The sequence below is a fragment of the Streptomyces sp. NPDC057623 genome (genome assembly GCF_042800355.1).
GTDB lineage: Bacteria > Actinomycetota > Actinomycetes > Streptomycetales > Streptomycetaceae > Streptomyces.
The window spans coordinates 32545-59202 of record NZ_JBHVGZ010000024.1; the positions used below are offsets into that span (position 1 = coordinate 32545).

At 71.3% G+C, this 26658-nt stretch carries 25 protein-coding genes and 1 pseudogene; 16 read left to right on the top strand and 10 right to left on the bottom strand.

The annotated features are described in order from the left end of the window. Positions 1-396 precede the first annotated feature (396 nt). Positions 397-813, bottom strand: a pseudogene (gene tnpA / locus ACFU95_RS24160) (IS200/IS605 family transposase). A gap of 25 nt (positions 814-838) precedes the next feature. Between tnpA and ACFU95_RS24165 the strand changes: the two are divergent. Further along, complete coding sequence (locus tag ACFU95_RS24165) at positions 839-2062, top strand: RNA-guided endonuclease InsQ/TnpB family protein (protein ID WP_383831206.1); 1224 nt, start codon at positions 839-841, stop codon at positions 2060-2062. 58 nt (positions 2063-2120) lie between these two features. Here the strand turns inward: ACFU95_RS24165 and ACFU95_RS24170 are convergent, their stop codons facing one another. Further along, positions 2121-3476 carry an aspartate aminotransferase family protein gene (locus tag ACFU95_RS24170; protein WP_383831208.1) on the bottom strand — a complete coding sequence of 452 codons (1356 nt, stop codon included), beginning with the start codon at positions 3474-3476 and terminating at the stop codon, positions 2121-2123. A gap of 183 nt (positions 3477-3659) precedes the next feature. On the opposite strand from ACFU95_RS24170, the gene ACFU95_RS24175 reads away from it, so the two are divergent. The 4 genes from ACFU95_RS24175 to ACFU95_RS24190 all read left to right on the top strand — a co-directional run bounded on the left by ACFU95_RS24175 (position 3660) and on the right by ACFU95_RS24190 (position 8433). Then, positions 3660-4316: a type 1 glutamine amidotransferase family protein gene (locus ACFU95_RS24175; protein ID WP_383831209.1), complete on the top strand. Its 657-nt coding sequence runs from the start codon at positions 3660-3662 to the stop codon at positions 4314-4316. Next, entirely contained in the window at positions 4313-4771 is a 459-nt protein-coding gene (locus tag ACFU95_RS24180) for a MarR family winged helix-turn-helix transcriptional regulator (protein ID WP_383831210.1), read from the top strand. Before ACFU95_RS24175 ends, ACFU95_RS24180 begins: the two co-directional genes overlap by 4 nt. Before the next feature lie 89 nt (positions 4772-4860). After that, on the top strand, positions 4861-6807 hold the full coding sequence (locus ACFU95_RS24185) for a protein kinase (RefSeq protein WP_383831212.1): 1947 nt from the start codon (positions 4861-4863) through the stop codon (positions 6805-6807). 57 nt (positions 6808-6864) lie between these two features. Then, a complete protein-coding gene (locus tag ACFU95_RS24190; RefSeq protein ID WP_383831214.1) occupies positions 6865-8433 on the top strand; it encodes a PstS family phosphate ABC transporter substrate-binding protein in 1569 nt (522 codons plus the stop codon). Positions 8434-8455: 22 nt separating this feature from the next. Here the strand turns inward: ACFU95_RS24190 and ACFU95_RS24195 are convergent, their stop codons facing one another. Then, positions 8456-9208 carry an SLATT domain-containing protein gene (locus ACFU95_RS24195; protein WP_383831216.1) on the bottom strand — a complete coding sequence of 251 codons (753 nt, stop codon included), beginning with the start codon at positions 9206-9208 and terminating at the stop codon, positions 8456-8458. 285 nt (positions 9209-9493) lie between these two features. On the opposite strand from ACFU95_RS24195, the gene ACFU95_RS24200 reads away from it, so the two are divergent. From ACFU95_RS24200 to ACFU95_RS24210, 3 genes are all read left to right on the top strand, one after another. Beyond that, positions 9494-9838 (top strand): YbaB/EbfC family nucleoid-associated protein, encoded by a 345-nt coding sequence (locus ACFU95_RS24200; RefSeq protein ID WP_234766960.1) that lies wholly within the window; start codon positions 9494-9496, stop codon positions 9836-9838. A gap of 92 nt (positions 9839-9930) precedes the next feature. After that, complete coding sequence (recR, locus tag ACFU95_RS24205) at positions 9931-10530, top strand: recombination mediator RecR (RefSeq protein WP_383831218.1); 600 nt, start codon at positions 9931-9933, stop codon at positions 10528-10530. Beyond that, positions 10523-11194 (top strand): DUF5063 domain-containing protein, encoded by a 672-nt coding sequence (locus ACFU95_RS24210; RefSeq protein ID WP_383831220.1) that lies wholly within the window; start codon positions 10523-10525, stop codon positions 11192-11194. Before recR ends, ACFU95_RS24210 begins: the two co-directional genes overlap by 8 nt. A gap of 29 nt (positions 11195-11223) precedes the next feature. Here the strand turns inward: ACFU95_RS24210 and ACFU95_RS24215 are convergent, their stop codons facing one another. Continuing rightward, positions 11224-12060 (bottom strand): PhzF family phenazine biosynthesis protein, encoded by an 837-nt coding sequence (locus tag ACFU95_RS24215; RefSeq protein ID WP_383831222.1) that lies wholly within the window; start codon positions 12058-12060, stop codon positions 11224-11226. A 196-nt stretch (positions 12061-12256) separates the two neighbouring features. Between ACFU95_RS24215 and ACFU95_RS24220 the strand changes: the two genes are divergently transcribed. Beyond that, complete coding sequence (locus ACFU95_RS24220; protein WP_383831224.1) at positions 12257-12673, top strand: SsgA family sporulation/cell division regulator; 417 nt, start codon at positions 12257-12259, stop codon at positions 12671-12673. A 73-nt stretch (positions 12674-12746) separates the two neighbouring features. Here the strand turns inward: ACFU95_RS24220 and ACFU95_RS24225 are convergent, their stop codons facing one another. After that, the gene (locus ACFU95_RS24225; protein WP_383831225.1) at positions 12747-13478 is read right to left on the bottom strand and encodes a TSUP family transporter; all 732 of its coding nucleotides are present in this window, start codon (positions 13476-13478) and stop codon (positions 12747-12749) included. 166 nt (positions 13479-13644) lie between these two features. Here ACFU95_RS24225 and ACFU95_RS24230 point away from each other — a divergent pair, with 166 nt between their 5' ends. Further along, on the top strand, positions 13645-13830 hold the full coding sequence (locus tag ACFU95_RS24230; protein WP_383831227.1) for a hypothetical protein: 186 nt from the start codon (positions 13645-13647) through the stop codon (positions 13828-13830). A gap of 162 nt (positions 13831-13992) precedes the next feature. Next, positions 13993-14493 carry an SgcJ/EcaC family oxidoreductase gene (locus tag ACFU95_RS24235; RefSeq protein WP_383831229.1) on the top strand — a complete coding sequence of 167 codons (501 nt, stop codon included), beginning with the start codon at positions 13993-13995 and terminating at the stop codon, positions 14491-14493. Here the strand turns inward: ACFU95_RS24235 and ACFU95_RS24240 are convergent. The 4 genes from ACFU95_RS24240 to ACFU95_RS24255 all read right to left on the bottom strand — a co-directional run bounded on the left by ACFU95_RS24240 (position 14459) and on the right by ACFU95_RS24255 (position 18556). After that, entirely contained in the window at positions 14459-15844 is a 1386-nt protein-coding gene (locus ACFU95_RS24240; RefSeq protein ID WP_383831231.1) for a sensor histidine kinase, read from the bottom strand. The genes ACFU95_RS24235 and ACFU95_RS24240 overlap by 35 nt on opposite strands. Continuing rightward, on the bottom strand, positions 15841-16539 hold the full coding sequence (locus ACFU95_RS24245) for a response regulator transcription factor (protein ID WP_383831233.1): 699 nt from the start codon (positions 16537-16539) through the stop codon (positions 15841-15843). The genes ACFU95_RS24240 and ACFU95_RS24245 overlap by 4 nt, the downstream gene beginning before the upstream one ends. A gap of 102 nt (positions 16540-16641) precedes the next feature. Then, entirely contained in the window at positions 16642-17829 is a 1188-nt protein-coding gene (locus tag ACFU95_RS24250; protein WP_383831235.1) for a cytochrome P450, read from the bottom strand. Beyond that, the gene (locus ACFU95_RS24255; protein ID WP_383831365.1) at positions 17819-18556 is read right to left on the bottom strand and encodes a tRNA-dependent cyclodipeptide synthase; all 738 of its coding nucleotides are present in this window, start codon (positions 18554-18556) and stop codon (positions 17819-17821) included. Before ACFU95_RS24255 ends, ACFU95_RS24250 begins: the two co-directional genes overlap by 11 nt. A 320-nt stretch (positions 18557-18876) precedes the next feature. Between ACFU95_RS24255 and ACFU95_RS24260 the strand changes: the two genes are divergently transcribed. The 4 genes from ACFU95_RS24260 (at position 18877) to ACFU95_RS24275 (ending at position 23679) form a co-directional block, all read left to right on the top strand. Next, entirely contained in the window at positions 18877-20154 is a 1278-nt protein-coding gene (locus tag ACFU95_RS24260; RefSeq protein ID WP_383831237.1) for an aspartate kinase, read from the top strand. 145 nt (positions 20155-20299) lie between these two features. Further along, positions 20300-21358 (top strand): aspartate-semialdehyde dehydrogenase, encoded by a 1059-nt coding sequence (locus ACFU95_RS24265; protein ID WP_383831239.1) that lies wholly within the window; start codon positions 20300-20302, stop codon positions 21356-21358. A gap of 441 nt (positions 21359-21799) precedes the next feature. After that, entirely contained in the window at positions 21800-22480 is a 681-nt protein-coding gene (locus ACFU95_RS24270; protein ID WP_383831242.1) for a SigE family RNA polymerase sigma factor, read from the top strand. A 149-nt stretch (positions 22481-22629) separates the two neighbouring features. Continuing rightward, complete coding sequence (locus ACFU95_RS24275) at positions 22630-23679, top strand: hypothetical protein (RefSeq protein WP_383831367.1); 1050 nt, start codon at positions 22630-22632, stop codon at positions 23677-23679. Positions 23680-23702: 23 nt separating this feature from the next. Here ACFU95_RS24275 and ACFU95_RS24280 read toward each other — a convergent pair whose 3' ends face one another. Further along, positions 23703-24563 carry an SURF1 family protein gene (locus ACFU95_RS24280; protein WP_383831244.1) on the bottom strand — a complete coding sequence of 287 codons (861 nt, stop codon included), beginning with the start codon at positions 24561-24563 and terminating at the stop codon, positions 23703-23705. A 155-nt stretch (positions 24564-24718) separates the two neighbouring features. Here ACFU95_RS24280 and ACFU95_RS24285 point away from each other — a divergent pair, with 155 nt between their 5' ends. Then, positions 24719-26572, top strand: a complete 1854-nt coding sequence (locus tag ACFU95_RS24285; RefSeq protein WP_383831246.1) for a prolyl oligopeptidase family serine peptidase — start codon at positions 24719-24721, stop codon at positions 26570-26572. Positions 26573-26658 lie beyond the last annotated feature (86 nt).

Genomic DNA, 26658 nt, shown 5'->3' on the forward strand with positions numbered 1-26658 from the left:
GGGCGGGCTGTGATGCCTGGATTGGCGCGGTGGGGCGAAGCCGCCTGCGGGTGGGTGGGGGTTCGGGATGGTGGTGGCTCGTCCTCGAACGCCGGGCGGGCTGTGATGCCTGGATTGGCGCGGTGGGGCGAAGCCGCCTGCGGGTGGGTGGGGGTTCGGGATGGTGGTGGCTCGTCCTCGAACGCCGGATGGGCTGTGATGCCTCGACCGGCGCCGTGAGGGCGGGCTGGAAAGATCCGGACCGGCTACCGGGATCTATTGGCAGTGCTCCGGCCTTCAGGCCGGGGGTGAAGCGAATCTGGCGGTGTGACGCGGAGCGTCACCGCGACTGGTCCGGCGGAGCCGGACGGAGGTATGCCGCCGGGAAGGCCTGGTCCCGGCGGAGCCAGGCGGTGCTCATCCCGGCCGGTTCTGCTGTTCGATGTACTGTCGGACCACGGACAGCGGGGCACCGCCGACGGTGCCCGCGAAGTAGGACCCGGACCAGAGCTTGTTGGCCCGCCAGTAATGGCGTACCAGGTCAGGGAACTCTTGGCGCAGACGGCGGGAGGAGACGCCCTTGAGGGAGTTGACCAGCTTGGTGACGGCGACCTTGGGCGGGAAGTTCACCAGCAGGTGGACATGATTGTCCTCGCCGTTGAACTCCACCAGCTCGCACTCGAAGTCCGCGCAGACGGAACGCATGATCTCCTCCATCCGCCTCAAGTGGCCGTCGGTGAACACCTTGTGCCGGAACTACGTCACGAAAACCAAGTGCACATGCATCACGAAAGCGCAGTGCCTGCCAGTTCTGATCTTCTGCATCTCGGCCATAACCCAAGTATCTATCGTGGCCGGCATGCAGCTTCGGTACAGCTTCCGCCTGTACCCGAACCCCGTCCAGCAGGCCGCGCTGGCCAGGGCGTTCGGGTGCGCCCGCGTGGTGTTCAACGATGCCGTCCGCGCCCGCGAGGAGGCCCGTGAGGCCGGGCGGCCGTTCCCGACGGCCGGGCAGCTGTCCCGCAGCCTGATCACCGAGGCGAAGCGGACCACCGGGCGGTCCTGGCTGGCCGAGGTCTCCGCGGTGGTGCTCCAGCAGTCCCTGCGCGACGCCGAGACCGCCTACCGCAACTTCTTCGCCTCCCTGAAAGACACCCGCAAGGGCCCGAAACTGGGTGCGCCGCGTTTCAAGTCCCGCAAGGACCACCGGCAGTCGGTCCGGTTCACCGCGAACGCCCGCTGGAAGATCACCGACGCGGGCCGCCTCGACCTGCCGAAGATCGGTGCGGTGCAGGTGAAATGGTCGCGCACGCTACCCACCACACCGTCCTCGGTCGCCGTGATCAAGGACGCGGCGGGACGGTTCTTCGCGTCCTTCGTCATCGACACCGACCCCACCGCCGACCAGGCCCGGATGCCGCAGACCGAGAACACCATCGGCATCGACCTCGGCCTGACCCACTTCGCGGTCCTGTCCGACGGCACGAAGATCGACTCCCCGCGGTTCCTGCGCCGCGCGGAGAAGAAACTGAAGAAGGCCCAGCGCGAGCTGTCCCGCAAACAGAAAGGGTCCAAGAACCGCGCCAAGGCCCGCCTGAAGGTCGCCCGCGCCCACGCCAAGGTCGCCGACGCGCGCCGTGAGTTCCACCACCAGCTCTCCACCAAGCTGATCTCCGAGAACCAAGGGATCGCCGTGGAAGACCTGTCGGTGGCGGGACTGGCGCGTACCAGGCTGGCCAAGTCCGTCCACGATGCGGGCTGGACCTCGTTCGTGAACATGCTGGAGTACAAGACCGAGCGGTACGGCCGCACCTTCATCAAGATCGACCGGTTCGCACCGACGAGTCAGGTCTGCTCCACCTGCGGCGTCAAGGACGGACCCAAACCCCTCAGCGTTCGGGAATGGACCTGTACCGCCTGCGGCACCATCCACGACCGGGACCACAACGCCGCGATCAACATCGAAACGGCCGCCGGACTGGCGGTAACGGCCTGCAGAGCGCCGGTAAGACCAGAACCCGTTCTGGCACAGCGCGAAGAAACAGGAAGCCACGGATTCCCGACCGGAAACCGTGCCGCGTAGCGGCACGGCAACCCGTCAGAGAAGGCCAGAATCCTCGCCCTTCGGGGCGAGGAGCATGTCAATCCGTGTACTCGTCCGCCACGGTCAGGGCGGCGTCCAGTGCGGCCAGGCCCTCCTTCAGCTCGGATTCGGTCGTGTTGCAGGGCGGTACGACGTGGGTACGGTTCATGTTCATGAACGGCCAGATGCCCCCGGCCTTCGCGGCGGAGCCGAACGCCGCCATGGGGGCGTTCGCCTCGCCCGCCGCGTTGTAGGGGACCAGGGGCTCGCGGGTCTGCCGGTTCTTCACCAGCTCGACCGCCCAGAACATGCCGACTCCCCGCACCTCACCGACGCAGGGATGCCGCTCGGCCAGCTCACGCAGCCCGGGGCCGACCACGTCCGCGCCCAGTCGGGCGGCGTTCTCGACGACGCCCTCCTCGGCCATGACGTTGATCGTCGCGACGGCGGCCGCGCAGGCCAGGGGGTGCCCGGAGTACGTGAGACCGCCGGGGTACGGCCGCTTCGCGAAGGTCTCGGCGATGGCCCCGGAGATGGCCACACCGCCCAGCGGCACATAACCGGAGTTCACGCCCTTCGCGAAGGTCATCAGGTCGGGGGTGACGTCGTACAGGTCCGCCGCGAACCACTCGCCGGTCCGCCCGAACCCCGCCATGACCTCGTCCAGGACGAAGACGATCCCGTACCTGTCGCAGATCTCGCGCACCCCGGCCAGATATCCGGGCGGCGGCAGCATGATGCCCGCCGTCCCCGGAATCGTCTCCAGGATGATCGCGGCGACGGTCGACGGCCCTTCGAAGGCGATCGTCGTCTCCAGATGCTCCAGCGCCCGCGCGCACTCCTGCTCCTCGGTCTCGGCGTAGAAGCGGGAGCGGTAGAGGTAGGGCGCCCAGAAGTGGACCACACCCGCCGTGGCGCTGTCGGAGGCCCAGCGGCGCGGGTCGCCGGTGAGGTTCACCGCCTGCTGGGTGCCGCCGTGGTACGAGCGGTACGCCGACAGCACCTTCGGGCGGCCCGTGTGCAGCCGGGCCATCCGCACCGCGTGTTCCACGGCGTCCGCGCCGCCGTTGGTGAAGAAGATCTTGTCCAGGTCACCCGGCGTCCGCTCGGCGATCAGCCGCGCCGCCTCGGACCGGGCCTCGATGGCGAAGGCGGGCGCGAAGGTGGTCAGGTGTGCGGCCTGCTCCTGTATCGCGGCGACGACCTTCGGGTGCTGGTAGCCGATGTTCGTGTAGACGAGTCCGCTGGTGAAGTCGAGGAAACGCCTGCCGTCGTAGTCCCAGAAGTACGAACCCTCCGCACCTGCGACGGCGAGCGGGTCGATGAGCTCCTGCGCGGACCAGGAGTGGAACACGTGCGCACGGTCCGCGGCCTTCACGGCGGCGCCGACCTCGGGATCTGGCTGAGGGGTCATGCGGCCGAGCGTAGGAGCGCGGGGTGTGGGCGAGGTATCGGCGTCATGTCTGTGCTCGGGAGGTTTCCGCGACAGGTTGTCGACAGCGGTGGCACAGGAGGGAGGGGACACAGGGCGTCCATTGACAGCAAGCTGTCTTAGTGACAGTATGTTGTCAACTTCGAGGGGTCCTCAGGAGGAGCCATGAGCAGCACCACCGGCACCACCGCAAGCATCCGCAAGCCCGTGTACCTCGCCGTCTACGACACCCTCGCCGACTGGGAGCCCGGCCACGCCACCGCGCAGCTGGCCCGGGCCGGGTACGAGATCCGCACCGTCGGTCCGACCCGCGCACCCGTCACCACCGTCGGCGGCCTGCGCATCCAGCCCGACCTGGCCCTGGACGACGTACGGCCCTCGGACGGGTCGCTGCTGATCCTGCCGGGCGCCGACCTCTGGACCGAGACATCAGCCGCTGACGCGGCGGGGGGTGACGCACTCGCTCCCTTCGCCCGCACCGCCCGCGCCTTCCTGGACGCCGGTGTGCCGGTGGCCGCGATCTGCGGGGCGACGGCCGGCCTGGCCCGCGAAGGGCTGCTCGACGACCGGGACCACACCAGCGCGATCTCCTTCTACCTGGCCGCGACCGGGTACGGCGGCGGCGGGCGGTACGTCGAGGCCGACGCCGTCACCGACGGCGGGCTCGTCACCGCGGGTCCCACCGAACCCGTCGCCTTCGCCCGGGAGATCCTGCGGCTTCTGCACGTGTACGAGGACGAGGCCGTCGACGCCTGGTACCGCCTGTTCCACGACTCCGACGCCGAGGCGTACGCGGTGCTCGAAAAGGCCGGCGTGCTGTGAGCCGGGAACGACAGGACCTGCTCAGCCGCAGCGCGCTCGGGGTCTTCCGGCTCAACGGCCGGTTCCTCGCGGTCGCCGAGGAGCTGGCCAGGCCCGCCGGGCTGACGGCGGCCTGGTGGCAGGTGCTCGGGGCGGTCCTCGGCGAACCCCTTCCCGTCTCCGGAATCGCCCGCGAGATGGGCATCACCCGGCAGAGCGTGCAGCGCATCGCCGACCTGCTGGTGGACAAGGGCCTCGCCGAGTACCGGCCCAACCCGGCCCACCGCCGCGCGAAGCTCCTCGCGCCCACCGAGGAGGGGCTGGCGGCCGTCTCCCGCATCGACCCCGGGCACGCGGCCTTCGCGGACCGGCTGGCGGAGGCGTTCGGGGAGGCGGAACTCGCCGATGCCGTACGGGTTCTGGAACGGATGTCGAAGGTGCTCGACGGGATCGCCGCACCTGTTACGGAACCGTAGACGCCGCCCCGCTCACCTCCTCATATGCCGCACTATCGTGGGGCCGTGGCGTAGGCGGGGGCCTGCGCGAGCGGGGTTGGGGGCGTGCGATGGAGAAGCTGGGGTCGGATGATCCGCAGCAGATCGGGGCGTACCGGCTGCTGGCGCGGCTGGGGGCGGGCGGGATGGGGGACGTCTACCTCGCCCGCTCCGACCGCGGCCGGACCGTCGCCGTGAAACTCGTCCGGCGGGAGCTGGCCGCACAGGAGGAGTTCCGGGCCCGTTTCCGGCAGGAGGTGCAGGCGGCGCGGCAGGTCGGCGGGTTCTGGACCGCGCCGGTGCTCGACGCCGACACCGAGGCCGACGTGCCCTGGGTCGCCACCGGGTATGTCGCCGGGCCCAGCCTCCAGCAGGTCGTCGGCCGCGACCACGGGGCGCTGCCCGAGCGGTCGGTACGGATCCTGGCGGCGGGCCTCGCGCACGCGCTCCAGGACATCCATGCCGCGGGCATCGTGCACCGGGACCTGAAACCGTCCAATGTGCTGGTCACCATCGACGGCCCTCGCGTCATCGACTTCGGGATCGCCCGCGCCCTGGAGACCGTGGACGAGAGCGGGCTCACGCGCACCGGCGCGCTGGTCGGGTCGCCGGGGTTCATGGCACCCGAGCAGGTGCGCGGGGACCGGATCACGCCCGCGTGCGACGTGTTCTGCCTGGGCTCGGTGCTCGCGTACGCCGCGACCGGCACGCTGCCCTTCGGCTCCGTCGACAGCGGCGCGCACGCCGTGATGTTCCGGATCGCCCAGGAGGAGCCCGACCTGGAGGGCGTGCCCGAGGGCGTCGCCGACCTGGTGCGGGACTGTCTGCGCAAGGACCCCGGCGCCCGGCCGACGCTGGACCGGATCCTGGAGCGCACGGGGGCCGAGGACACCGTCTCCGGCGGCCGGTCCCGGGATCCGTGGTTGCCGAGCGCGCTGGTGGCCCAGCTGGGGCGGCACGCGGTGCGGTTGCTGGACACGGAGGATCCGGTGGGTCCGGTGGGTTCCGAGGGTTCTGTGGGGGCGGGGGCGCCGGGGTCCGCCGAGCCGACTCCCGCGGCCTCCCCCGAGCACGCTTCTGCCGCCCCGCCCCCGCCGCCGGACCATCTCCCCACCGTGGCCGCGACACAGAGCGGTCCGCCCCTGCCCCTGCCCCCGCCGCCGGGCCCGGGCACCCCTCCCGGTGGCCCCTTCGGAGAGGCCGCCGCCTCTGGCGGCACCCCGGCGCACCCGGCGTACGGCTCCCCGCAACAGCACCCGCAGCAGCACTCCCGGCAGCCGGGGTACGGCTATCCGCCGGCCGGCCCCAACCCGCCCCACGGCCCCGCCCCCGCGTACGGTCCCACCCCCACGTACGGCCCGAACCCGCCGTACGGCCCCACCCCGCCCTACGACCCGGCCCTGCCCTACCTCCCCACGCCCCCTCCCGAAGCGCCCCACCGCAGCGGCCGTTCCACGGTGGCGCTCGTCCTTGTCGCGCTGGTCGTCGCGCTCGCCGCCGGTGGTTCGGTGTACGCCCTCATGAACGGCGGCGGGGACGACGGTGCGGGCGGCGGTCCGACGGGCGGCCCCCACAGCGCGACCCGATCCCCGACCGACCCCGCGACCTCCCCTTCCACCGACCCGGCCACCTCCCCGGACCCGACGGACAGCGCGCCGACGGACGGCGCGGTCCCGACCCGGTACCTGGGCACCTGGACGGCCTCGATCGACAACGCCACCGGCGAGAACTCCCGCCGGCTGACCATCCGGCAGGGCGAGGTGGGCGACAAGGTGCTCTCCCTCGTCGCCGACGGCCCCGCCGGCAGCGGCACCTACCACTGCGAGTTCGAGGCGACGCTCACCGAAGCGCCGGGCGCGGACGGCCCGTTGACGATCGGCCCGTCCACCGTGACCGCCGGCGAGCCGGCCACCTCCTGCTCACCCGGCGCGGCCACCGAGATCACCCTGCTGCCGGACGGCAGGCTGGAGCGGGTGAACACGAGCAGCGGGGAGAAGCTGACGTACACCAGACAGTAATCGCAAGTACCCCTGCGCATAAGGCTGTTGAGGCCGCGCGAGCCTACTGTGACCCCGGTGGAATGGCTGAGCGCAGAGAACATCGTGGCCGTCGGTACGGCGGTGCTCGGTGTCGTCGCGTCGGGCGTCATGGTCTGGTACGAGCGGCGTGTGCCGCGCAGGAAGCGGATCGGCTATCGCGTCCAGATGGACAACCCGATAGGCGACGACGTGCGTTCGGGCCGGGCCAACGTCAGGCTCGGCCTCTTCGACGCGGACATGGACGACGCGACGCTGGTGCTGCTGCGCGTCGAGAACGACGGCTCGCAGAGCATCGACCGCGACGACTACACGGGCCCCGAACCCCACGGCCTCACCGCGGTGTTCACGGACCGCACCATCCGGGGCGTGTCGGTCACGCAGCCGACCGACATCGACCATCTGATGGACCACTTCACCGCGCAACGGGGCTTCGGCTACGAGGACAACCGGCTGCGCATCCCGCGCGTCCCGCTCAACCCCGGTGAGTACTACAAGCTGCTGGTGATGCTCTCCGGCGGCGACGTGGGCGCGGAGATCCGGCTGCGCGGCGGCATCCGGGACGGCGAGGTGCGCCCCAACCGCGCGGCGACGCCGGACGACACACCGCCGGTGTTCAGCCTCCCGGCCAGGATCTTCACCGGCCTGCTCACCCTCTCCGTCCTCGCCCTCGCGGGCATCGTCGTCTTCCGTGACGGCAATCCCATCGAGTGCGAGCAGGGCGAGGTGACCGTCATCGGCTCGACCGCCTTCGAGCCGGTGATCGAGACGCTGGCGAAGAGTTACGAGCGCAAGTGCGCGGGCGTCGAGATCCACGTCGAGACGCGCGGCAGCGAGGCCGGCGTCGCCGAGCTCGCCGCCCTGGCCGGCCGGTCGAAGCCGAACGCGCGGAACGTGATCGCGTTCTCCGACGGCCCGCTGGGCGACCGGCTGGGCCTGAAGGGGAAGAAGATCGCGCTGTCCGTCTTCACGCTCGTCGTCAACGACGGCATCGACCTCGGGCCGGACGGCCTGTCGGTGCGGCAGGTGCGGGACATCTACCAGGGCAGGTACAAGCGCTGGGGCGAACTGCTCCCCGGGGCGGACCGGGCGACCGCCGACCTGCCCGTCGTCCTGGTCAGCCGCAGCGACAGTTCGGGGACGCGGCAGGTCTTCCAGGACCGTGTACTGGGGGAGTGGGAGCAGGCCCAGAGCACGTCACTGGACTGCCGGCCGTCCAGGGGCGCCGTCACCGCCGTGACGCGGTGCGAACTCCCCGGCACGAGCGACGTCCTGGACAAGGTCGCCGAGCAGCCCGGCGCCCTCGGGTACAGCGAGCTGAGCGTCGCCGCCCAGCACAAGGGGGTGCGTACCGTCCCCCTCGACGGCGACCGTGCCGACGTGGACGAGATCGAACGCGGCGCCGGCGCCTACCCGTACCGCGACATCGAGTACGCCTACACCTACGGCACCCCCTCCGAGGACTCCCTCACCGCCGGCTTCCTCGCCTACCTGGACAAGGAGGGCAGCCGCCAGGTGATCCGTACCCAGGGACATCTGCCGTGCGCTACGCCGGTGGGCCTGAGGCTGTGCGCGGACGCCCCGCCATCCGGCCCGTCCGGCGTGTGAGGGGCGGGGGCGAAGGAAACCCTCACCGAGGCTCCGGCGGCCGCTGCCGAGGCATGTTGGGCCGGGCCCCGTTGGCCGGCGGCACCGCGAACCGCCCCTGCCCCGCCCCCACGTCCTGCCGGGTCCCCCCGGCCACCGCCGACTGGATCCCCATCGGCGCGGACCCCGTGCGGAACTCCACCATCCAGTCCGCCGTCTCCGCCCGCACCAGCTCGGTGACATCCTCCGAGAACCGCCGCAACACCCCCAGGCACCGCTCGGCCGCCTCGCTCGCCGTCCCCTCGGCCGGCCCGAGCACCTCCCGCACACTCTCCGTCGCCCAGTCGAACTGAAGCATCTGCAACCGCCGCTGCACCGCCTGAGCCGTGGCGACGTCCCTTATCCACCCGGACGACACCCCGAAGAACCGGTCGATCGCCACACACGCCACCGCCACCAACAGCGCCAGATACCCCCACGGCGCCACCCCGCTCGCGGCCCCCGTCAGCTCCAGCAGCGGCAGCGCGGCCCCGACGACCGCCCCCGCCGCCGCCCCGCCCCGCAGCGCCCGAGCGCCCCGCCGCTTCCACACCCGGTCCGCGAGATACCACGCCGCCGTGTCCATCGCCCCGCGCTCCACCCACCGGTACAGCTCGTGCAGCCGGACCGCGGGCTCCCCCCAGTCGCCGAGCGGAAACGCCCGCCCCGTCAGATCGCCCGGCCGCAGTCCGGCGGCCCCCTCACCACCCCGCCTGTCCTGCGGCGACCTGTCGGGCTGCATCTCCGGCTGAACCACCCGGCACTCCCTACTGATCACGGTGCGTGACCTCGCGTACGACCCGGGTACGACCCCCGCGGCGCACGGAACGTCACGCGACACCTGAGGCTGACGCGCCGGACCCTTCCTACCTCCCAATGGGTGGCGAAGAGATGTCTTTCGCCTCTTTTCCGCCCAGAAGAGGGCCTTGATCAGGTATAGGACTCCAGTTCCTCTCACTCGAAAGAGTGCTGGGGCGACGGCTGCGCGGACCACGTAGGCTCGTGCTGAACGGGAAACGCGTATACACGCAAGGAGCTGATCGTGATCCCCGGTGGTGGCCAGCCCAACATGCAGCAGCTGCTCCAGCAGGCCCAGAAGATGCAGCAGGACCTGGCGAGGGCGCAGGAGGAACTGGCTCAGACGGAGGTCGAGGGCCAGGCGGGCGGCGGCCTGGTGAAGGCCACCGTGACGGGTTCCGGCGAACTCAGGGCGCTCAAGATCGACCCGAAGGCGGTGGACCCGGACGACACCGAGACCCTCGCCGACCTGGTCATCGCGGCCGTACAGGCGGCCAACGAGAACGCGCAGACGCTCCAGCAGCAGAAGCTGGGCCCGCTGGCCCAGGGCCTGGGCGGCGGCAGCGGCATCCCGGGCCTGCCCTTCTGACGCTCAGGGCGTTGCCCGGCTCGTCTTTCTAAGAGGGGCCGCCGCCAACTACCGTACGTACCGTAAGGAACCCCAGGAAGGACGGCAGTCCGTTGTACGAAGGCGTGGTCCAGGACCTCATCGACGAGCTGGGACGGCTGCCCGGCGTCGGTCCCAAGAGCGCGCAGCGGATCGCCTTCCACATCCTCCAGGCGGAACCGACGGACGTACGGCGTCTCGCCCAGGCCCTGATGGAGGTCAAGGCGAAGGTCCGCTTCTGCGCGACGTGCGGCAACGTGGCGCAGGAGGAACTGTGCAACATCTGCCGGGACACACGCCGCGACCCGGCGGTGATCTGCGTGGTCGAGGAGCCGAAGGACGTCGTGGCGGTCGAGCGGACCCGCGAGTTCCGCGGCCGCTACCACGTTCTCGGCGGCGCGATCAGCCCGATCGAGGGTGTCGGACCGGACGACCTGCGGATACGAGAACTCCTCGCGCGGCTGGCCGACGGGACGGTCACGGAGCTGATCCTGGCCACCGACCCGAACCTGGAGGGCGAGGCCACGGCCACGTACCTCGCACGCATGATCAAGCCCATGGGCCTGAAGGTCACCCGCCTGGCCAGCGGCCTCCCGGTGGGTGGCGACCTGGAATACGCGGACGAGGTCACCCTCGGCCGCGCCTTCGAGGGGAGACGACTCCTAGATGTCTGACGCCACGCTGCACGCGACCGACCAGGACCCGGACGACTTCGCGGTCCAGATCTCGGACCAGATCGAGAGCTTCCTGGTCGCAGTCACGGAGGTCGCGAAGGGCGACGAGCCGGGCTCGACCGTGCCCTTCCTCCTCCTGGAGGTCTCCCAACTCCTCCTGGCCGGCGGCCGCCTGGGCGCCCACGAGGACATCGTCCCCGACGAGCGCTACGAGCCCGACCTGGGCCCGGAGCTCGACGTCGACGAACTCCGCGAGAACCTCGCCCGCCTGCTGGACCCGGTGGACGTCTACTCGGAGGTCTTCGACCCCTACGAGCCCCGCAAGGCCCCGGTCCCGGCCCGGATCTCCGACGACCTGGCCGACGTCATCACCGACCTGCGCCACGGCATGGCCCACTACCGCGCCGGCCGCACCACCGAGGCCCTGTGGTGGTGGCAGTTCTCGTACTTCTCCAACTGGGGCACGACGGCCTCGGCGACCCTGCGCGCCCTGCACTCGGTCCTGGCCCACATCCGGCTGAACCAGCCCCTGGAGGAGCTGGACGGCCTGGACACGGACCAGGGTGTGATGGGTGACGAGACGCTGGAGTTCGAGGCCGGGAGGGTCATGGAGCAGGAGATCGGGGGGCCGCTGGGGGTGCGGCCCGCCAAGCAGCGCCAGTAGCTCAGCTCCGTCAGCTCAGCTCCGTCAGCTCAGATCCGAACGGCCGTGCCGGTCACGCCGATACCCGTGTCCGGTCCGGCCGGTACCGTCACCGTGATCGTGCTCGGCCTGCCCATGTCCGCGCCCTGATGGATCGTCAGGGTGGCGGGCGGGGCGACGAGTTCGAGCTCCCGCAGATAGCCGCCGAACGCGGCCGCCGCCGCACCCGTGGCCGGGTCCTCGACCACTCCACCGGGCGGGAACGGGTTGCGGGCGTGGAACACCGTGGCGGACTCCCGCCGCACCAGATCGACGGTGGTCCAGTCCTCGCGGGCCATGAGGGCGGCGAGCGCGGCCATGTCGTAGTCCAGGTCGGCCAGTCGCTCCCGGCTCGCGGTGGCGAGGATCGGATGCCAGGCCCCGGCGAAGGCCACGCGCGGCGGCAGCGCCGGGTCCAGGTCCTCGGCGGTCCAGCCCAAGATCGCCAGCAGCTCGGCCAGTTCGGCCTCGCCGATCAGAGCCGTCCGCGGCGCCACACTCACCAGGGTCGCCACCACGGCGCCCTCCGCCGTGCGGTCGGTGGTCACGGTGACGGGGCCCGCCTGGGTACGCATCACCAGCGGGCCGGTGCCGTGTCGTTCCGCGTGGGCGACGGCCGTCGCGATCGTCGCGTGGCCGCAGAACGGCACCTCGGCCAGCGGGCTGAAGTACCGCACGTCCAGCGTGCCGTCGCCGGACGGCACCACGAACGCCGACTCCGAGTAGCCGACGTCGGCCGCGGTCGCCAGCATCTCCTTGTCGTCGACCCCGGTGGCGTCGAGCACCACACCCGCCGGGTTGCCTCCCGTGGGGTCGCTGCTGAAGGCCACGTATCGCAGAATCTCCATCCGGGGACCGTAGCCGTGCGGGGGGAACCGGGCCAGGGGATTACTCGGGGAGCGCCGGGGGTGGGCCGGGGAGCGTGACGCGCGTTACAGGAAAAGGCTTCTGAAGTGGCGTAATGCAACGGCCCCTCGGGCGGTCTCACAGGCACAACGGCCGCACCCGGCCGGTGCCGCACCCCCCTCGAATCGGAGCCCGACCATGCACGTCACCCTGGAGCAGCCGACCGGCGCCTGCCTGATCACCGCCACGGACAAGGACATCGCGATACCCGCCACGCTCCGCTACACCTCGGCCGACCCGCTGGCCGTGCACCTCGACTTCCCGCCCCATGTCACGCTCGACGGCGAGGTCACGACCTGGACGTTCGCCCGCGTGCTGCTGAGCGAGGGCCTGCACGCCTCCGCCGGGCTCGGCACCGTACGGGTCCGGCCGTGCGGGTCGTCCCACACCTACGTCGAGTTCCACTCACCGGTGGGCACGGCCGTGCTCCGGTTCGCCACCGTGGACCTGTACCGCTTCCTGGCCCGCACCTACACCGTGATCGCGCCCGGTGAGGAGACGGTGGGTGCGGAGCTGGACCACGGGCTGGTGGCGTTGTTCGGGGGGCGGGTGTGAGCAGCGGGGAATTAGGGCCCGTCGTGGGCGGGGAGGGGAAGGGCGACGGCGAGGAGCCCGCGTCGGGTCGCCGTCACAGGCCCGACAGGCCCTTCCCCACCGCCGTCACCCCGCCCAGCAGCGCCAGCGCCAACACCAGCAGCCGGGCCCGCTCCTCCGGTGTCCGCGCGGCGAGCCACCTGCCGATCACCCCGCCGGCCGCCATCCCCCCGACCACCACCCCCCACCGGGACGCGGCCAGCTCCGGCACCCCGTTCGCCGCCACCGAGAACGCGTTGACGACGACCCCGTACAACTGGGCGTTCGGCACGAACTCCCGTACCGTCCAGCCCGCGTTGACCGCGTAGAGGGACACCGGCGGGCCGCCCACCCCCGCCGCGGAGTTCATGAAGCCGCCCACCGCACCGGCCGCGACCGCGCCCCGTCCGCCGCGCAGTGCCGGTACCCGGGCGCCGCGCAGGACCAGGAGTACGGAGACGGTCACCAGCCCGCCCATGACCAACAGCAGTACGGGCTCCGGCAGTTGGCGTGTCATCCATGCCCCGAGCGGGACCGTGCAGGCCGCCGCGGCGCACAACGGGACCATCGCGCCCGGCCGCACCTGCCGCAGGCCGCCCGCCAGACCCACGGCACTGATCGCCCCGGCGGCGCAGTTGGCGAGGACGACACCCTGCGCCGGTCCCAGCAGCAGGATCAGCGCGGGTACGGCGACCAGGGCGAAGCCCATCCCCGTGAGCCACTGGACGCAGGAGCCGAGCAGCACGATGGCGGCCAGCAGCGTGTCGCCCGTCCATCCGCCCGCCATGCCCACCCCTCGACGTCCCCGCCCCAGGCACGAGTCTGCCTTTGGTGCAGCCCGCTACACCACCCCTTCGGGAGCGCACACCCTCGTCGCTGACCTCGGCAGACGGGATCGTTGATCTCGTCAGGTCAACGGCCGCCGCAGCGGCCCCGCCCCGAAGGAAACCGCCATGAAGGCCCTGCTCTCCTCCCGCCCCGTCCTGTGGTTCCTGTTCCTCTTCAACGCCGTCGTCGCCGCGGCCGCCCCCTTCGTCGTGGACGGTGCCCAGTCCGTCGCGACCAGCGTCGGCATGGGCGTGGTGTCCCTCGGGGCCGGTTCCGCCCTGCTGCGTCGACGGACCGTGAACGCGGCGTAGCCGACGGCTCACCCGGCGTGAATTGGGCATGTGCTTTCCCGGCCCTGCATCTGCCCTGTACGGGCCCTAACCGGTGCCACGCGAATCTGGAGTCACCTCCACCGCAGAGAACACGGAAAGCGGAGAGAGACCCACCAGACCGCACAGCACAGGGAGTTCGCGATGACCCGTCGTTCCATGAGCAAGCGCGCAGCCGTCGTCACCGTGGCCGCCCTTGTCGCCGTCGGAACCCTTGCCGCGGGTGGCGCCGTCGCCGGTCCGGAGAAGGCGGCGAAGCCCACCAAGAAGCAGGTGGCCGCCCTGTTCGACGGGTGGAACGCGGCGCTGAAGACCCAGGACCCGGAGAAGGTCGCCGACCTCTACTGGGACGACGCGGTCCTGCTGCCCACCCTCTCCAACCAGGTCCGTGCCGACCGCGAGAGCCGCATCGACTACTTCGAGCACTTCCTGGCGAACGAGCCGGTCGGCAAGAAGATCGAGACGCACATCAACGTCCTCGACTCGAACTCGGTGCTGGACGCGGGTCTCTACGAGTTCGCGCTCACCGACCACGACACGGGCAAGAAGAGCATCGCCAAGGCCCGGTACACCTACGAGTGGGAGAAGCGGGACGGCGAGTGGAAGATCGTCAACCACCACTCCTCGTTGATGCCCGAAGGCTGATCCGCACGGACAGCCCGCCCCCGGCAGCGTCGCCCAGGGTCACCGTCCCGCCGTCGTCGGTCACCAGTTGCTTGACGACGGCGAGGCCGAGGCCGGAGCCGGCCTTCCCGGTCAGGCCCTGGCCGCGCCAGAAGCGGTCGAAGGCGCGGGACTTCTCCGCGTCCGACATGCCCGGGCCCTCGTCGTCCACCGACAGAACCACCTCTTCGCCCCTCGGCTCCACCCGGACGGTGATCGTGCCGCCGTCCGGTGACACCTCCAGGGCGTTCGAGAGCACGTTGTCCAGCACCTGGTCCAGATGACCGGGGCTGGTCAGCACAAGCGGCCGGCCGTCGGCACTCCCCCCGAGCGTGATGGTGACTCCACGCTCGTCGGCGGCCGGCCTCCACACCGCCAGCCTCTCCCGCACGATGTCCCACAGGGGGAGCGGTTCCGCCGCGGTGACCTTCGCCTCCGCCCGCGCCAGCACCAGCAGGCCGTTCACCAGCCGGCTCATCCGGACGACCTCCGCGGTCGCCTGCTCGACGTCCTCCTTGACGAAGTCGTCGTCCGTGCCGTCCGCGATGTTGTCCAGCGACAGCCGCAACGCGGTGAGGGGAGTGCGGAGTTGGTGCGAGGCGTCGGCCACGAAGATGCGCTGGGACGCGACCAGCGTGTCCAGGCGCTCCGCGCCCTGGTTGAGGGTGCGCGCCAGCGTCTGGGTCTCCGGGGGGCCGGTCACGGGCGAGCGGGCGGTCAGGTCACCGTCGCTGAACTTGCTCGCCATGTCGTTGAGCTGGCGCAGCGGCCGGGTGATCCGCCGGGCCGCCGCGGCACCGATCACGGCGGCCACACCGAGGACGACCACCGCGAGCCCGGCGCGGAAGCCCCAGATCTGCCAGAGGCGGCTGGTCATGCCGTTGGTGTGGTACACGATGCGTACGGCGCCGACGACCGGGCCTCGGTTGCGGCCGTCGAGGTCCTCCATGCTCTGGCGGGCGGGCACCGTGATCTTCAGCTCCGGCCCCCAGATGAAGGAGGAGCCCCAGTCGGTCGTGCGTTCGCCCTTCTCCAGGGCCTTGGTCAGGGCCGCGTCCTGCCGCGGTTGCTGCAGGCCCGTGTCGCAGCGCTCGGTCACCTGGACGTCGCTGGACGTCTGACCGCCGAAGGCGTCAGCCATCTCCTCCAGCGCCGCGCACGACGAGGCGTTCCCGTTGCCGAGCAGCAGGGCCATGGTCCTGGCCTCGCGCATGACGGAGTCCGCGGTGTCGTCCCGCAGCTGGTCCGTGAGGGTGAAGGCGACCGGCACGGTGAACAGGGCGATCGCGACGGCGACCAGACCGACGTAACTGCGGATGAGCTGACGGATCATGACGTGCCGTTACCGCCGTCGCCCTTGGCGATCTCCAGCCGGAACCCGACCCCCCGCACCGCCTCGATCGTGATCGCCCCCGTGAGCTTGCGCCGCAGCGCCGCCACATGGACGTCCAGCGTCTTCGTCGGGCCGAACCAGTTGGCGTCCCAGACGGCCTCCATGATCTGTTCGCGCGACATCAGCGCCCCGGGTTCCTCGGTGAGGAAGGCCAGCAGGTCGTACTCCTTGGGCGCGAGGGCCACCTCCGCGCCGTCCAGGCGGACGCGGGCCGCCTTGCGGTCGATGGTGAGGCGGTCGCCGTAACGGTCCGGGCCCGCCTCGGCGGCGGCACCCGTGCGGGGCTGCGCCCGGCGCATCACCGCCCGTATCCGCGCCATGACCTCCCGCACGCCGAACGGCTTGGAGACGTAGTCGTCGGCGCCGAGCTCCAGCCCGACCACGCGGTCCGTCTCGTCGCTGCGCGCGCTGATCACGATGATCGGCACCTCGCCGCGCTCGCGCAGCGCCTTGCAGACGTCGAGGCCGTCGGTGTCGGGCAGGCCGAGATCGAGGAGTACGACGTCGTAGGGCTCGGTGTGGCCGAGTGCCGCGCCGCCCGTGGTGACCCAGGCCACCTCGAAGCCGTACCGCAGCAGTCCGCGCCGGAGCGACTCGGCGACCGGTTCGTCGTCTTCCACCAGAAGTACCCGCACAGGGCGAACCATAGTGGTTGAACTTTAAAGACGACCGGACGCCGAGCCTGTGAACAGGCGATAAGCGGGTAAATCGACCGCCGGCCGACCGCTACCCGGTCGCTACCACATGATCGGCAGCCGCTCCGGGATCCGCTTCATGAACCCGGTCCGCCACACCAGCTGCTCGATCGGCACCGCGAGCCGCAGTCCGGGCATCCGCTCCAGCACGGTCTCCAGGGCGATCTCGGCGTGCTTGCGGCCGAGGGCGGTGGCGGGGCAGTAGTGGCGGCCGCCGCCGAAGGAGAGATGGGCGGTGGCGTTCTCGCGGGCGAGGTCGACCGTGTGCGGGTCGGGGAAGGCGGCCGGGTCGAAGTTCGCGCCCTCGACGAGGACCAGGACGAGGTCGCCCGCCCGCACGTCCACCTCTCCCAGCCGTACGTCCTCGGTCGCCAGCCTCGGCAGACCGTCGCCGATGGACAGGTTGACGCGCAGGAGCTCGTCCACGGCCGCGGGGATCCTGCCGGGGTGCGCGATCAGCTCGGCCTGCAGCTCCGGGTGCTGGACGAGCGACACCAGCGCCATGGTCAGGAAGCCGGCGGTGGAGATGACGCCCGCGCCGAACATCGTCACCCCGACCGTCGCGAGCATCTCGTCGCTCAGATGGCCGTAGTCGGGGTCCGCGCGCAGGGCGGCGAGTTCGGCCATCAGCCCCGTCGTCGCCGGGTCGTCGAGCCGCTCGGTCATGTAGGCGATGTCCCGGTCCCAGTTCAGCCGGGCGCCCGTGACCGGGCAGGCCGAGTTCATGAACGCGATGTCCAGGCTCCGCGTCAGCCGGGGCGCGTCCTTCGGCGGGATGCCGAGGATCCGGCAGTGCATGCCCGCCGAGTACGGGTCGGCGAAGCCGCCGCGCAGGTCCGCCGGGGCCCCCTCGCGGACCAGCCCGTCGACGAGTTCGGCGGCCTGGGACCGCATCCACCGCGCCAGGCCGGGGCTCTTGGGGTTCAGCGCCTTCAGTACGGCCTTGCGCAGTCCGGCGCCGGTGATGTTCCCCATGTTGTTGACGACCTCGGGCGGGATCGTCAGCGCGTACTGGCGCGGCACGCCCGGGGCCGAGGTGTCCTTCAGGCTGAAGCGCGGGTCTTCGAGGACCTGCCTGCACAGCTCGTACGACGACACGAGCCACGCCTCGTCGCCGGCGATGGTGCGCACGCGGCGCACCGGGGTCGAGGCGCGCAACTCCTCCACCTCTCCCGGGAGTTGGTCGCCACGCCAGGAGAACGGGAAGTCGATCAGGGTTTCAGTGGACATCGCAGGCCCCTTCCGCGGGCGTCACGATGGCGTGCCCCTGGTTGCGGGAGGCGCGCAGACCGGCGCCCCGGGAGTAGAGCAGCTCGGCCATCGGCAGGAGCTGGTGGTAGCAGTTGAGGGAGGAGGGGACGCCCAGGATGGCGGGGGTGTCCAGGAAGAGGGGTGCCTCGGCGCAGACGTAGGCGAGGCAGACCTCGCGCTGCGCGTCGGTCGCGTGCCCCGCCTTCTCGGCGAGGAAGGAGTCGACGAGCTGCTCGCAGGTCGTGCGGAACTCGTCGTCGGTGGCGAGGCGGGCCTGGAGGCGGTCGTGGATCTCGCGGTACGCCGGGTTGCCGCGGAAGTCGGACATGGCGTGGGCGTGCAGGCGGGTGCCGGCCGGGTCGACGGCCTCGACCGCGCCCAGCACCTTGGCCCGTACCCCGCGCAGGTTCTTCACCGCCTTGCGGCGCGCGTCGTCGGGCGGATAGCCGGACGCCGCGTACATCTCGGCCACGTACAGGTCCGTGTAGACGAAGTCCACCCGCTCGAACAGGGCGAGGCCCCAGCGGGCCAGGTCGTGGACGCGGCGGGCGGAGAAGTAGCTGTTGCCGGGGGAGACGCCGATGACGGCGTGGTCGCCCGCGCCGCGGATGACCTCGCAGTGGGGCGTGAAGGGCTGGATCTCGAAAAGGCCGGCCGGGGAATCCGTATCGGCTCGCGTGACGTGCTGGATCTCTGAAGCGGTCACAGTCGTCAAAGGAAGAGATTCCTTCGCGTCGCTAGTCCCGATGGAGCCTTGTGCCCCTGGTGTGGCGACGACGACGCGAAGTTAGCGGTCGACTACGGAGAGCGTCAATGGCTGATTTCGCGCTCCGCGCCGCGCGGCGGGCATCGGGGGTGTGCGCGGCCGTGCGGCCCGAGTGACCTGCACCACTAAACCGATTGCCCCACCCCCGGCCGGGCAGACACCACCCCGAGCGCCCGGATCTCACCATCTGGGAACCCCAAGGTCGAATTCGGACGCTCGTTAGACTGAGCCGACACACACGGACTGAGCGAGGAGCGCACGTGGGCCTTGTCGTGCAGAAGTACGGAGGCTCCTCCGTAGCCGATGCCGAGGGCATCAAGCGCGTCGCCAAGCGGATCGTGGAAGCCAAGAAGAACGGCCACCAGGTGGTCGCCGTGGTTTCCGCGATGGGCGACACGACGGACGAGCTGATCGATCTCGCCGAGCAGGTATCCCCGATCCCTGCCGGACGCGAGCTCGACATGCTGCTGACCGCCGGAGAGCGGATCTCCATGGCCCTGCTGGCCATGGCGATCAAAAACCTGGGCCACTCGGCCCAGTCGTTCACCGGCAGCCAGGCAGGTGTCATCACCGACTCGGTCCACAACAAAGCCCGCATCATCGATGTGACGCCGGGCCGGATCCGTACCTCGGTGGACGAGGGCAACATCGCCATCGTCGCCGGTTTCCAGGGCGTCAGCCAGGACTCCAAGGACATCACCACGCTGGGGCGCGGCGGGTCCGACACCACCGCCGTGGCGCTGGCCGCCGCCCTCGACGCCGAGGTCTGCGAGATCTACACCGACGTCGACGGCGTGTTCACCGCCGACCCGCGTGTGGTCAAGAAGGCGAAGAAGATCGACTGGATCGCCTTCGAGGACATGCTGGAGCTGGCCGCGTCCGGCTCGAAGGTGCTGCTCCACCGGTGTGTGGAGTACGCCCGTCGTTACAACATCCCGATCCACGTGCGGTCCAGCTTCAGCGGGCTTCAGGGCACGTGGGTCAGCAGCGAGCCGATCGAGCAAGGGGACAAGCAGGTGGAGCAGGCCATCATCTCCGGTGTCGCGCACGACACCTCCGAGGCCAAGGTCACGGTCGTCGGCGTCCCGGACAAGCCGGGCGAGGCCGCCGCGATCTTCCGCGCGATCTCCGACGCCGAGATCAACATCGACATGATCGTGCAGAACGTGTCCGCCGCCTCCACCGGCCTGACGGACATCTCCTTCACGCTGCCGAAGTCCGAGGGCCGCAAGGCCATCGACGCCCTGGAGAAGAACAAGGCCGGCATCGGCTTCGACTCCCTGCGCTACGACGACCAGATCGGCAAGATCTCCCTGGTCGGCGCCGGTATGAAGACCAACCCGGGCGTGACGGCCGACTTCTTCAAGGCGCTGTCCGACGCGGGCGTGAACATCGAGCTGATCTCGACCTCCGAGATCCGCATCTCGGTCGTCACCCGCGCCGACGACGTCAACGAGGCCGTCCGCGCCGTGCACTCCGCCTTCGGACTCGACTCCGACAGCGACGAGGCTGTCGTGTACGGGGGCACCGGGCGATGACCAGCCCTGGCCGTCACCTTCCCGTCGTCCGCCCGGAGGGCGGGCCGCGCGGTGGCGTGGGGGCCCCTCCCGCCCGAGCCGTGCGAAGCGCGGTTCGAGGGTGGGGGAGCATGCGATCGCAAGGCGCCGCGCGGCAGGCGGGAAGGTGACGGCCAGGCCCGCACCGACGCTCGCGGTCGTGGGTGCGACCGGGGCCGTGGGCTCGGTCATGCTCCAGATCCTGTCCCAGCGCGCGGACATCTGGGGTGAGATCCGTCTGATCGCCTCGCCGCGCTCGGCCGGCCGCAAGCTGGCCGTGCGCGGCGAGCAGGTCGAGGTGGTGGCGCTCACCGAGGAGGCCTTCGCCGGGGTCGACGTCGCGATGTTCGACGTCCCCGACGAGGTGGCCGCCCGGTGGGCGCCCATCGCCGCCGCCAAGGGCGCGGTGGTGGTGGACAACTCGGGCGCCTTCCGGATGGACCGGGAGGTGCCCCTCGTCGTCCCCGAGGTCAATCCGCACGCGGTGCGGATGCGGCCGCGCGGGATCGTCGCCAACCCCAACTGCACGACCCTCTCGATGATCGTGGCGCTGGGCGCGCTGCACGCCGAGTTCGGGCTGCGCTCCCTGGTGGTGTCCTCGTACCAGGCGGTGAGCGGGGCCGGACGGGCCGGCGTGGAGACCCTGCGCCGGCAGCTGTCCCTGGTCGCCGGCACGGAGCTGGGGACCAGCCCCGGTGACGTACGGCGGGCCGTCGGCGACGACACCGGTCCGTTCCCGGAGCCGGTCGCGCTGAACGTCGTGCCGTGGGCCGGGTCGCTGCGCGAGGACGGCTGGTCGTCGGAGGAGATGAAGGTGCGGGACGAGTCCCGCAAGATCCTCGGGCTGCCGCAGCTGCCGGTCGCGGTGACCTGTGTACGGGTGCCGGTGCTGACCGGGCACTCGCTGACCGTGCACGCCCGCTTCGAGGGCGAGGTCACGGTCGCCAAGGCGCGCGAGATCCTGGCCACCGCGCCGGGGGTCGTGCTGTACGACGACCCGGACGCCGGGGAGTTCCCGACGCCGTCCGACGTGGTGGGTACCGACCCCACCTGGGTCGGCCGGGTGCGGCGCGCGCTCGACGATCCGACGGCCCTCGAACTCTTCGTCTGCGGAGACAATCTGCGCAAGGGCGCGGCCCTGAACACCGCGCAGATCGCGGAGCTGGTGGCGGCGGAGTTGCGGTGAGGCCCCGGTGGCGCCGTAAATCCCCTGGGCTCCGACGGGAACATTTGTAGGATCTGTGTGAAAAGTGTGAGCCGATCGATGGTCCGGACCACTTGAACCGGACACTGTCGGCAGTTGAAGATTTTCCTCCCCGCCCTGCAACCGCTTGCAGGGCGGGGAGCGTCTTTGCGGTCGCCTTCAGGGGGCGCGGAGACGCGTTTTTCTGGCGTGGGGACGCCGGATGGGCAGGGCGTGGGGACGCTCGCCCATATGGGATATAAGGGAAGAGCGGGTAGGCATGTGGGCGTTTGACGCACGGTCAGCTGTGCTGCCTGGCGCGAGACGGTCGGTAGCGGGGGTGGGAGAGTCGGCTGCGGGCCCGGGAGGGGCGGCTGCGGACACTGTCGCAAAAGTGACGTCCGGCACGTACAACCCTCACGGGGGGACGCGTGTCCAACAGGCGTGGCAGAGGTACTCGACTTCAGCGCGGCGACCCGCGGCACGGCCCTACGGCCGCCCCGCCGGCCCGTCCGATCCCGCATGCCCGGTGCGCCCGGCGGCATGCCGGTGATCGCGCCCATGCCCGCAGCGCGGCCCGCCCGCATACCCAGTCAGCGCGACGGCGCCGAGGCCGAGAACGCCGCGGCAGCCGGTACGACCGTCGACCATCTCACCGAGACCTACCGGGCCCACTACCGCTCGCTGCTGGGTCTCGCGGCCCTCCTCCTCGACGACACCGCCTCCTGCGAGGACGTCGTCCAGGAGGCGTTCATCCGCGTCCACTCCGCGCGCAAGCGCGTCCGCGACCCGGAGAAGACGCTGGCGTACCTCCGCCAGACGGTCGTCAACCTCTCCCGCTCCGCCCTGCGCCGCCGGATACTCGGTCTGAAGCTGCTGTCGAAGCCGATGCCCGACATGGCGAGCGCGGAGGAGGGCGCGTACGACCAGCTGGAGCGGGACTCCCTCATCAAGGCGATGAAGGGCCTCCAGCGCCGGCAGCGCGAGGTGCTGGTCCTGCGGTACTTCGCGGACATGACCGAGGCACAGGTCGCCGAGACGCTCGGCATCTCGCTGGGCTCGGTCAAGGCGTACGGCTCGCGCGGCATCGCGGCGCTGCGGGTCGCCATGGAGGCACCGGCATGAGCGAGGACCATGGCGAGCGGCGTGATCCGCACGTCTCCCACGAGCCCTCCGGGGATCCCCCCACGCCCTTCGGGGAGTGGGGGAGGTCCGGGCCGGCGGGACGGCCCGACAAGCAACAGCCGAAGCAATCGCACGCTGGGAACGGAACTGTGAACCACGGCCCCGACGACCAGGGTCCCGAGGGGCTCGACTCGGACGAGCTGGCACTGCGCCGCATACTGCACCACGCGGTGGAGGAGATCGAGCCGCGCGACGGCACGCTGGACCATCTGCGCAGGGCGGTGCCGGCCCGGCGGGCACGCAAGCGGCAGGCGCTCGTCGGCGCGGCGGCCGCGGTGCTCTTCGTCGGCACCGCCGTCCCGGCCCTGGTGCACGTCTCCAACTCCACCGGCGCCAACGTCAACTCGTCGAACGCCGGCCATGGCGAACAGGCCCAGGGGGGCGCCGGTCAGGGCAAGGAGACGGAGGGCGGCGAGAGCACGTCCGGCGGCTCCTCGGGCAAGACCGAGGACAAGGGCAAGGGGAACGAGAAGGACGAGGACAAGGGCACCGGCACCGGACCGGGGACCGGCTCCGGCGCCTCCGACAACCCCCTGGCCACCAGCACGGCCGGTGTCCCCGTCTGTACCGCCGAGCAGCTCGGCACGGCGGGCGGCACCGCGGAGGTCCCCGACGTGTCCGGCGCGGTGTACGGCACCTTCACCTTCAGCAACATCTCCACCGCCGACTGCACGGTGGGCAGCCCGGGCACGGTGGGCTTCGTCACGGCCGGCGCGGCGGACGCCACGAAGATCGGAGCCCCGGTCCGGCACGTCGCCGGTGACCCGGCGGCCGGTCTGCCCGACCCGTCCCAGGAGCTTGCCTCGCTCGTTCTCAAGCCGGGCGACTCCTACCAGGTGAAGTTCGCCTGGATCCCCACGGAGACCTGTCCGTCGACGGGCGAGAACACCGGCGGCAGCACGGGCGGCGGCGAACCGTCCCCGGACCCGACCCCGACCGAGAACCCCACCGGCGCGACCGAGGGAACCTCCACGGGCGGTGACACCGGCACGTCGACCCAGATGCTCGCCGCGGAGGGCACGGCCGACGGCAGCGTCACGATCTCCAACACGGCGGAGGCGGGCACGACGGCCTCGGTGACGGTGTCCAACGCGTGCGCGGGCAACATCTACTGGACGGGCCTGCTGGCAGGGGCGTAGCGGACGCTTCGCGCCCCGGCGCGCTAGGCGTTCGTCGGCTGCTGTGGCTGGTCCCCGGCCGGGTTCTCGGCCGGCTTCCCGGTCGGTTCCCCGGGCCGGCCGGCCGCGGGAACGGCGGCCGTCTCGTCCGCCACCAGTCCCAGTTCCGCGTCCCGGATGGACTCCACCTCGCGGCGGAGCAGGCGGAACCACATGAAGACCACGAAGCCCGCGAAGACGAACCACTCGCCGGTGTAGCCGAGGTTCTGGAACGCCTTCAGGTCGAGGCCGGTGTCGTTGGCGGCGGTCACCGGTACCGGCTTCATGCCCGAGTCGGCCTTGGCGAGGGTGATCCAGGCGTCGTAGACGTCGTAGGAGACCAGGTTGACCAGCGATGCCGCGCTGATCGCCGCCGTCTGGCCGGACGGCAGACCGCCGCGCGCCGGAACGCCGTTCTCACCCGGCACCTCGGACGCCTGGAGCGCGCCGGTGACCGTGACCTCGCCGGTGGGCGCGGCGGGCGCCTCGGCCCGGTCGGCGTCGCCGGGCAGCCAGCCCCGCACGACCGGCAGTGCCCGGCCGTCGTCGGTGCGCAGCAACGTCAGGACGTAGAAGCCCTGCCTGCCGTCGAGCTCCCGGTCGGGCACGAGCAGCTGCTCGCCGTACCGGCCGCTCGCGGTGGCCTGCCTGCCCGACGTGGCCTTGTCCACCGGCAGCAGCTCGGCGAGCGGACGGGGAGCCTCGTGCTCGGCCTTCTCGGCCAGCTCGCCGGCGGTGCGGTGGTCCTGCACGCGCGCCTCGAACCGGCTCAGCTGCCACGACCCCATGAACACGCAGAAGGGGATGGCGAGCAGCACGAAGACGTTGATCCCCCACCAACGGGGCGTCAGCAGAAACCGGTACACGCCCTCAAAGGTACGGGGCTCCTCCACAGGGCCCGGCCGTGGGGTCGGTACCGCTCGACGAGATGCTCCCGGCACTGACAGCGGGGGCGTGAAAGTTATCCACAGGCTGGGGGCCTCGCCAGCGGATTGTCGGCGGGGCCAGGCACTATGGGGCCATGACTGAGAGCCACGGGTCCGATTCGCGGGATCACCACATGCAGGACAAGGGCATGGCGGACAAGGCCACGCCGGACTGGGAGACGCGCTTCAGGGCGCCTCGGGTGTCGCTGCCCGACTGGGCGGAGGACGCACCGGACCGCTCCTTGTTCGTGTCGAACGCCACAGGGACGTACGAGCTGTACGCCTGGGACCGTTCGACGGGCGAGCAGCGCCAGGTGACCGACCGGCCGAACGGCACGACGGACGGGGTGCTCTCCCCGGACGGCGCGTGGATCTGGTGGTTCGACGACAAGGACGGCGACGAGTTCGGCGTGTGGCGCCGTCAGCCGTTCCCCGGCGGGGAGGACGAGCTCGCCGCGCCGGGCCTGGACCCGTCGTACCCGGCGGGCCTCGCCCTCGGCCGGGACGGGCGTACGGCGATCGTGGGCCGCTCGACGGACGAGGACGGTACGACGATCCATGTGGCCCGTTCCGGCGAGCCCCCGGCGGAGATCTACCGCCACCGTGAGTCCGCCGGCGTCGGCGACCTCTCGCACGACGGCTCGCTGATCGCCGTCGAGCACACCGAGCACGGCGACGCGATGCACTCGGCGCTGCGCGTCCTGCGCCCCGACGGCACGGCGGTCGCCGAACTCGACGACACCAAGGGCGGCACCGAGGAACTGGGCCTGGAGGTCCTGGGCTTCGCCCCGGTCGACGGCGACACGCGCCTGCTCATCGGCCACCAGAGGCGCGGCCGCTGGGAGCCGCTCGTGTGGAACGTGGCGACGGGGGAGGAGACCGACCTCGCGCTGGAGCTGCCGGGTGACGTCAGCGCGGAGTGGTATCCGGACGGGGCCGCCCTGCTGATCGCGCACAGCTTCGAGGCGCGCAGCGAGCTCTTCCGGTACGACCTGGCCGGGCGTGAGCTGGTGCGCGTCCCGACTCCCACGGGATCGGTGTCGGGGGCGACGGCCCGCCCGGACGGCAGTGTGGAGTACCTGTGGTCGTCGGCGGCGGAGCCGTCCGCGGTGCGGTCCACGACGGGCCGGGTGGTGCTGGATCCGCCCGGCCTGAAGTCCCCCGGCTCGGTCGCGGTGGAGGACGTGTGGGTGGAGGGGCCGGGCGGCCGCATCCACGCGCTGGTGCAGCGGCCGGCCGGCACCGAGGGCCCGCTCCCGACCGTGTTCGACATCCACGGCGGACCGACCTGGCACGACAGCGACGCGTTCGCGGCGGGCCCGGCGGCCTGGGTGGACCACGGGTACGCGGTGGTCCGGGTCAACTACCGCGGCTCGACGGGCTACGGGCGCGCGTGGACGGACGCGCTCAAGCACCGGGTCGGGCTGATCGAGCTGGAGGACATCGCGGCGGTGCGCGACTGGGCGGTGACGTCCGGCCTGGCCGACCCGTCCCGCCTGATCCTCACCGGCGGCTCATGGGGCGGCTACCTCACCCTCCTCGGCCTCGGCACCCAGCCGGACGCCTGGACGCTGGGCATCGCCGCGGTGCCGGTCGCCGACTACGTCACGGCCTACCACGACGAGATGGAGGCCCTGAAGGCCATGGACCGCACCCTCCTGGGCGGCACACCCGAGGAGGTCCCGGAGCGGTTCGAGGCATCGTCACCCCTGACATACGTCGACCAGGTGAAGGCACCGGTCTACATCTCGGCGGGCGTGAACGACCCGCGCTGCCCCATCCGGCAGGTCGACAACTACGTGAAGCGGCTCCAGGCCCGCGGGGCGGTGCACGAGGTGTACCGGTACGACGCGGGGCACGGGTCACTGGTGGTGGACGAGCGCATCAAGCAGGTGCAGTTGGAACTGGACTTCGCGGAGCGGCACCTGAAGGCTCCGCACCGGCCCTGACCTCGGCGCGGGGGTCCGGGGCAGCGCCTTCGGACGACACGGCCCCGCCCCTCCCATGCTGACAGCGGCAGGCCGCTCGGCGTGGT

Bases quoted from the DNA above. Each gene is read 5' to 3' on its own strand.
- ACFU95_RS24165 (WP_383831206.1), top strand. From the start codon at position 839: ATGCAGCTTCGGTACAGCTTCCGCCTGTACCCGAACCCCGTCCAGCAG.
- ACFU95_RS24170 (WP_383831208.1), bottom strand. From the start codon at position 3,476: ATGACCCCTCAGCCAGATCCCGAGGTCGGCGCCGCCGTGAAGGCCGCG.
- ACFU95_RS24175 (WP_383831209.1), top strand. From the start codon at position 3,660: ATGAGCAGCACCACCGGCACCACCGCAAGCATCCGCAAGCCCGTGTAC.
- ACFU95_RS24185 (WP_383831212.1), top strand. From the start codon at position 4,861: ATGGAGAAGCTGGGGTCGGATGATCCGCAGCAGATCGGGGCGTACCGG.
- ACFU95_RS24210 (WP_383831220.1), top strand. From the start codon at position 10,523: ATGTCTGACGCCACGCTGCACGCGACCGACCAGGACCCGGACGACTTC.
- ACFU95_RS24215 (WP_383831222.1), bottom strand. From the start codon at position 12,060: ATGGAGATTCTGCGATACGTGGCCTTCAGCAGCGACCCCACGGGAGGC.
- ACFU95_RS24220 (WP_383831224.1), top strand. From the start codon at position 12,257: ATGCACGTCACCCTGGAGCAGCCGACCGGCGCCTGCCTGATCACCGCC.
- ACFU95_RS24225 (WP_383831225.1), bottom strand. From the start codon at position 13,478: ATGGCGGGCGGATGGACGGGCGACACGCTGCTGGCCGCCATCGTGCTG.
- ACFU95_RS24230 (WP_383831227.1), top strand. From the start codon at position 13,645: ATGAAGGCCCTGCTCTCCTCCCGCCCCGTCCTGTGGTTCCTGTTCCTC.
- ACFU95_RS24235 (WP_383831229.1), top strand. From the start codon at position 13,993: ATGACCCGTCGTTCCATGAGCAAGCGCGCAGCCGTCGTCACCGTGGCC.
- ACFU95_RS24240 (WP_383831231.1), bottom strand. From the start codon at position 15,844: ATGATCCGTCAGCTCATCCGCAGTTACGTCGGTCTGGTCGCCGTCGCG.
- ACFU95_RS24250 (WP_383831235.1), bottom strand. From the start codon at position 17,829: ATGTCCACTGAAACCCTGATCGACTTCCCGTTCTCCTGGCGTGGCGAC.
- ACFU95_RS24285 (WP_383831246.1), top strand. From the start codon at position 24,719: ATGACTGAGAGCCACGGGTCCGATTCGCGGGATCACCACATGCAGGAC.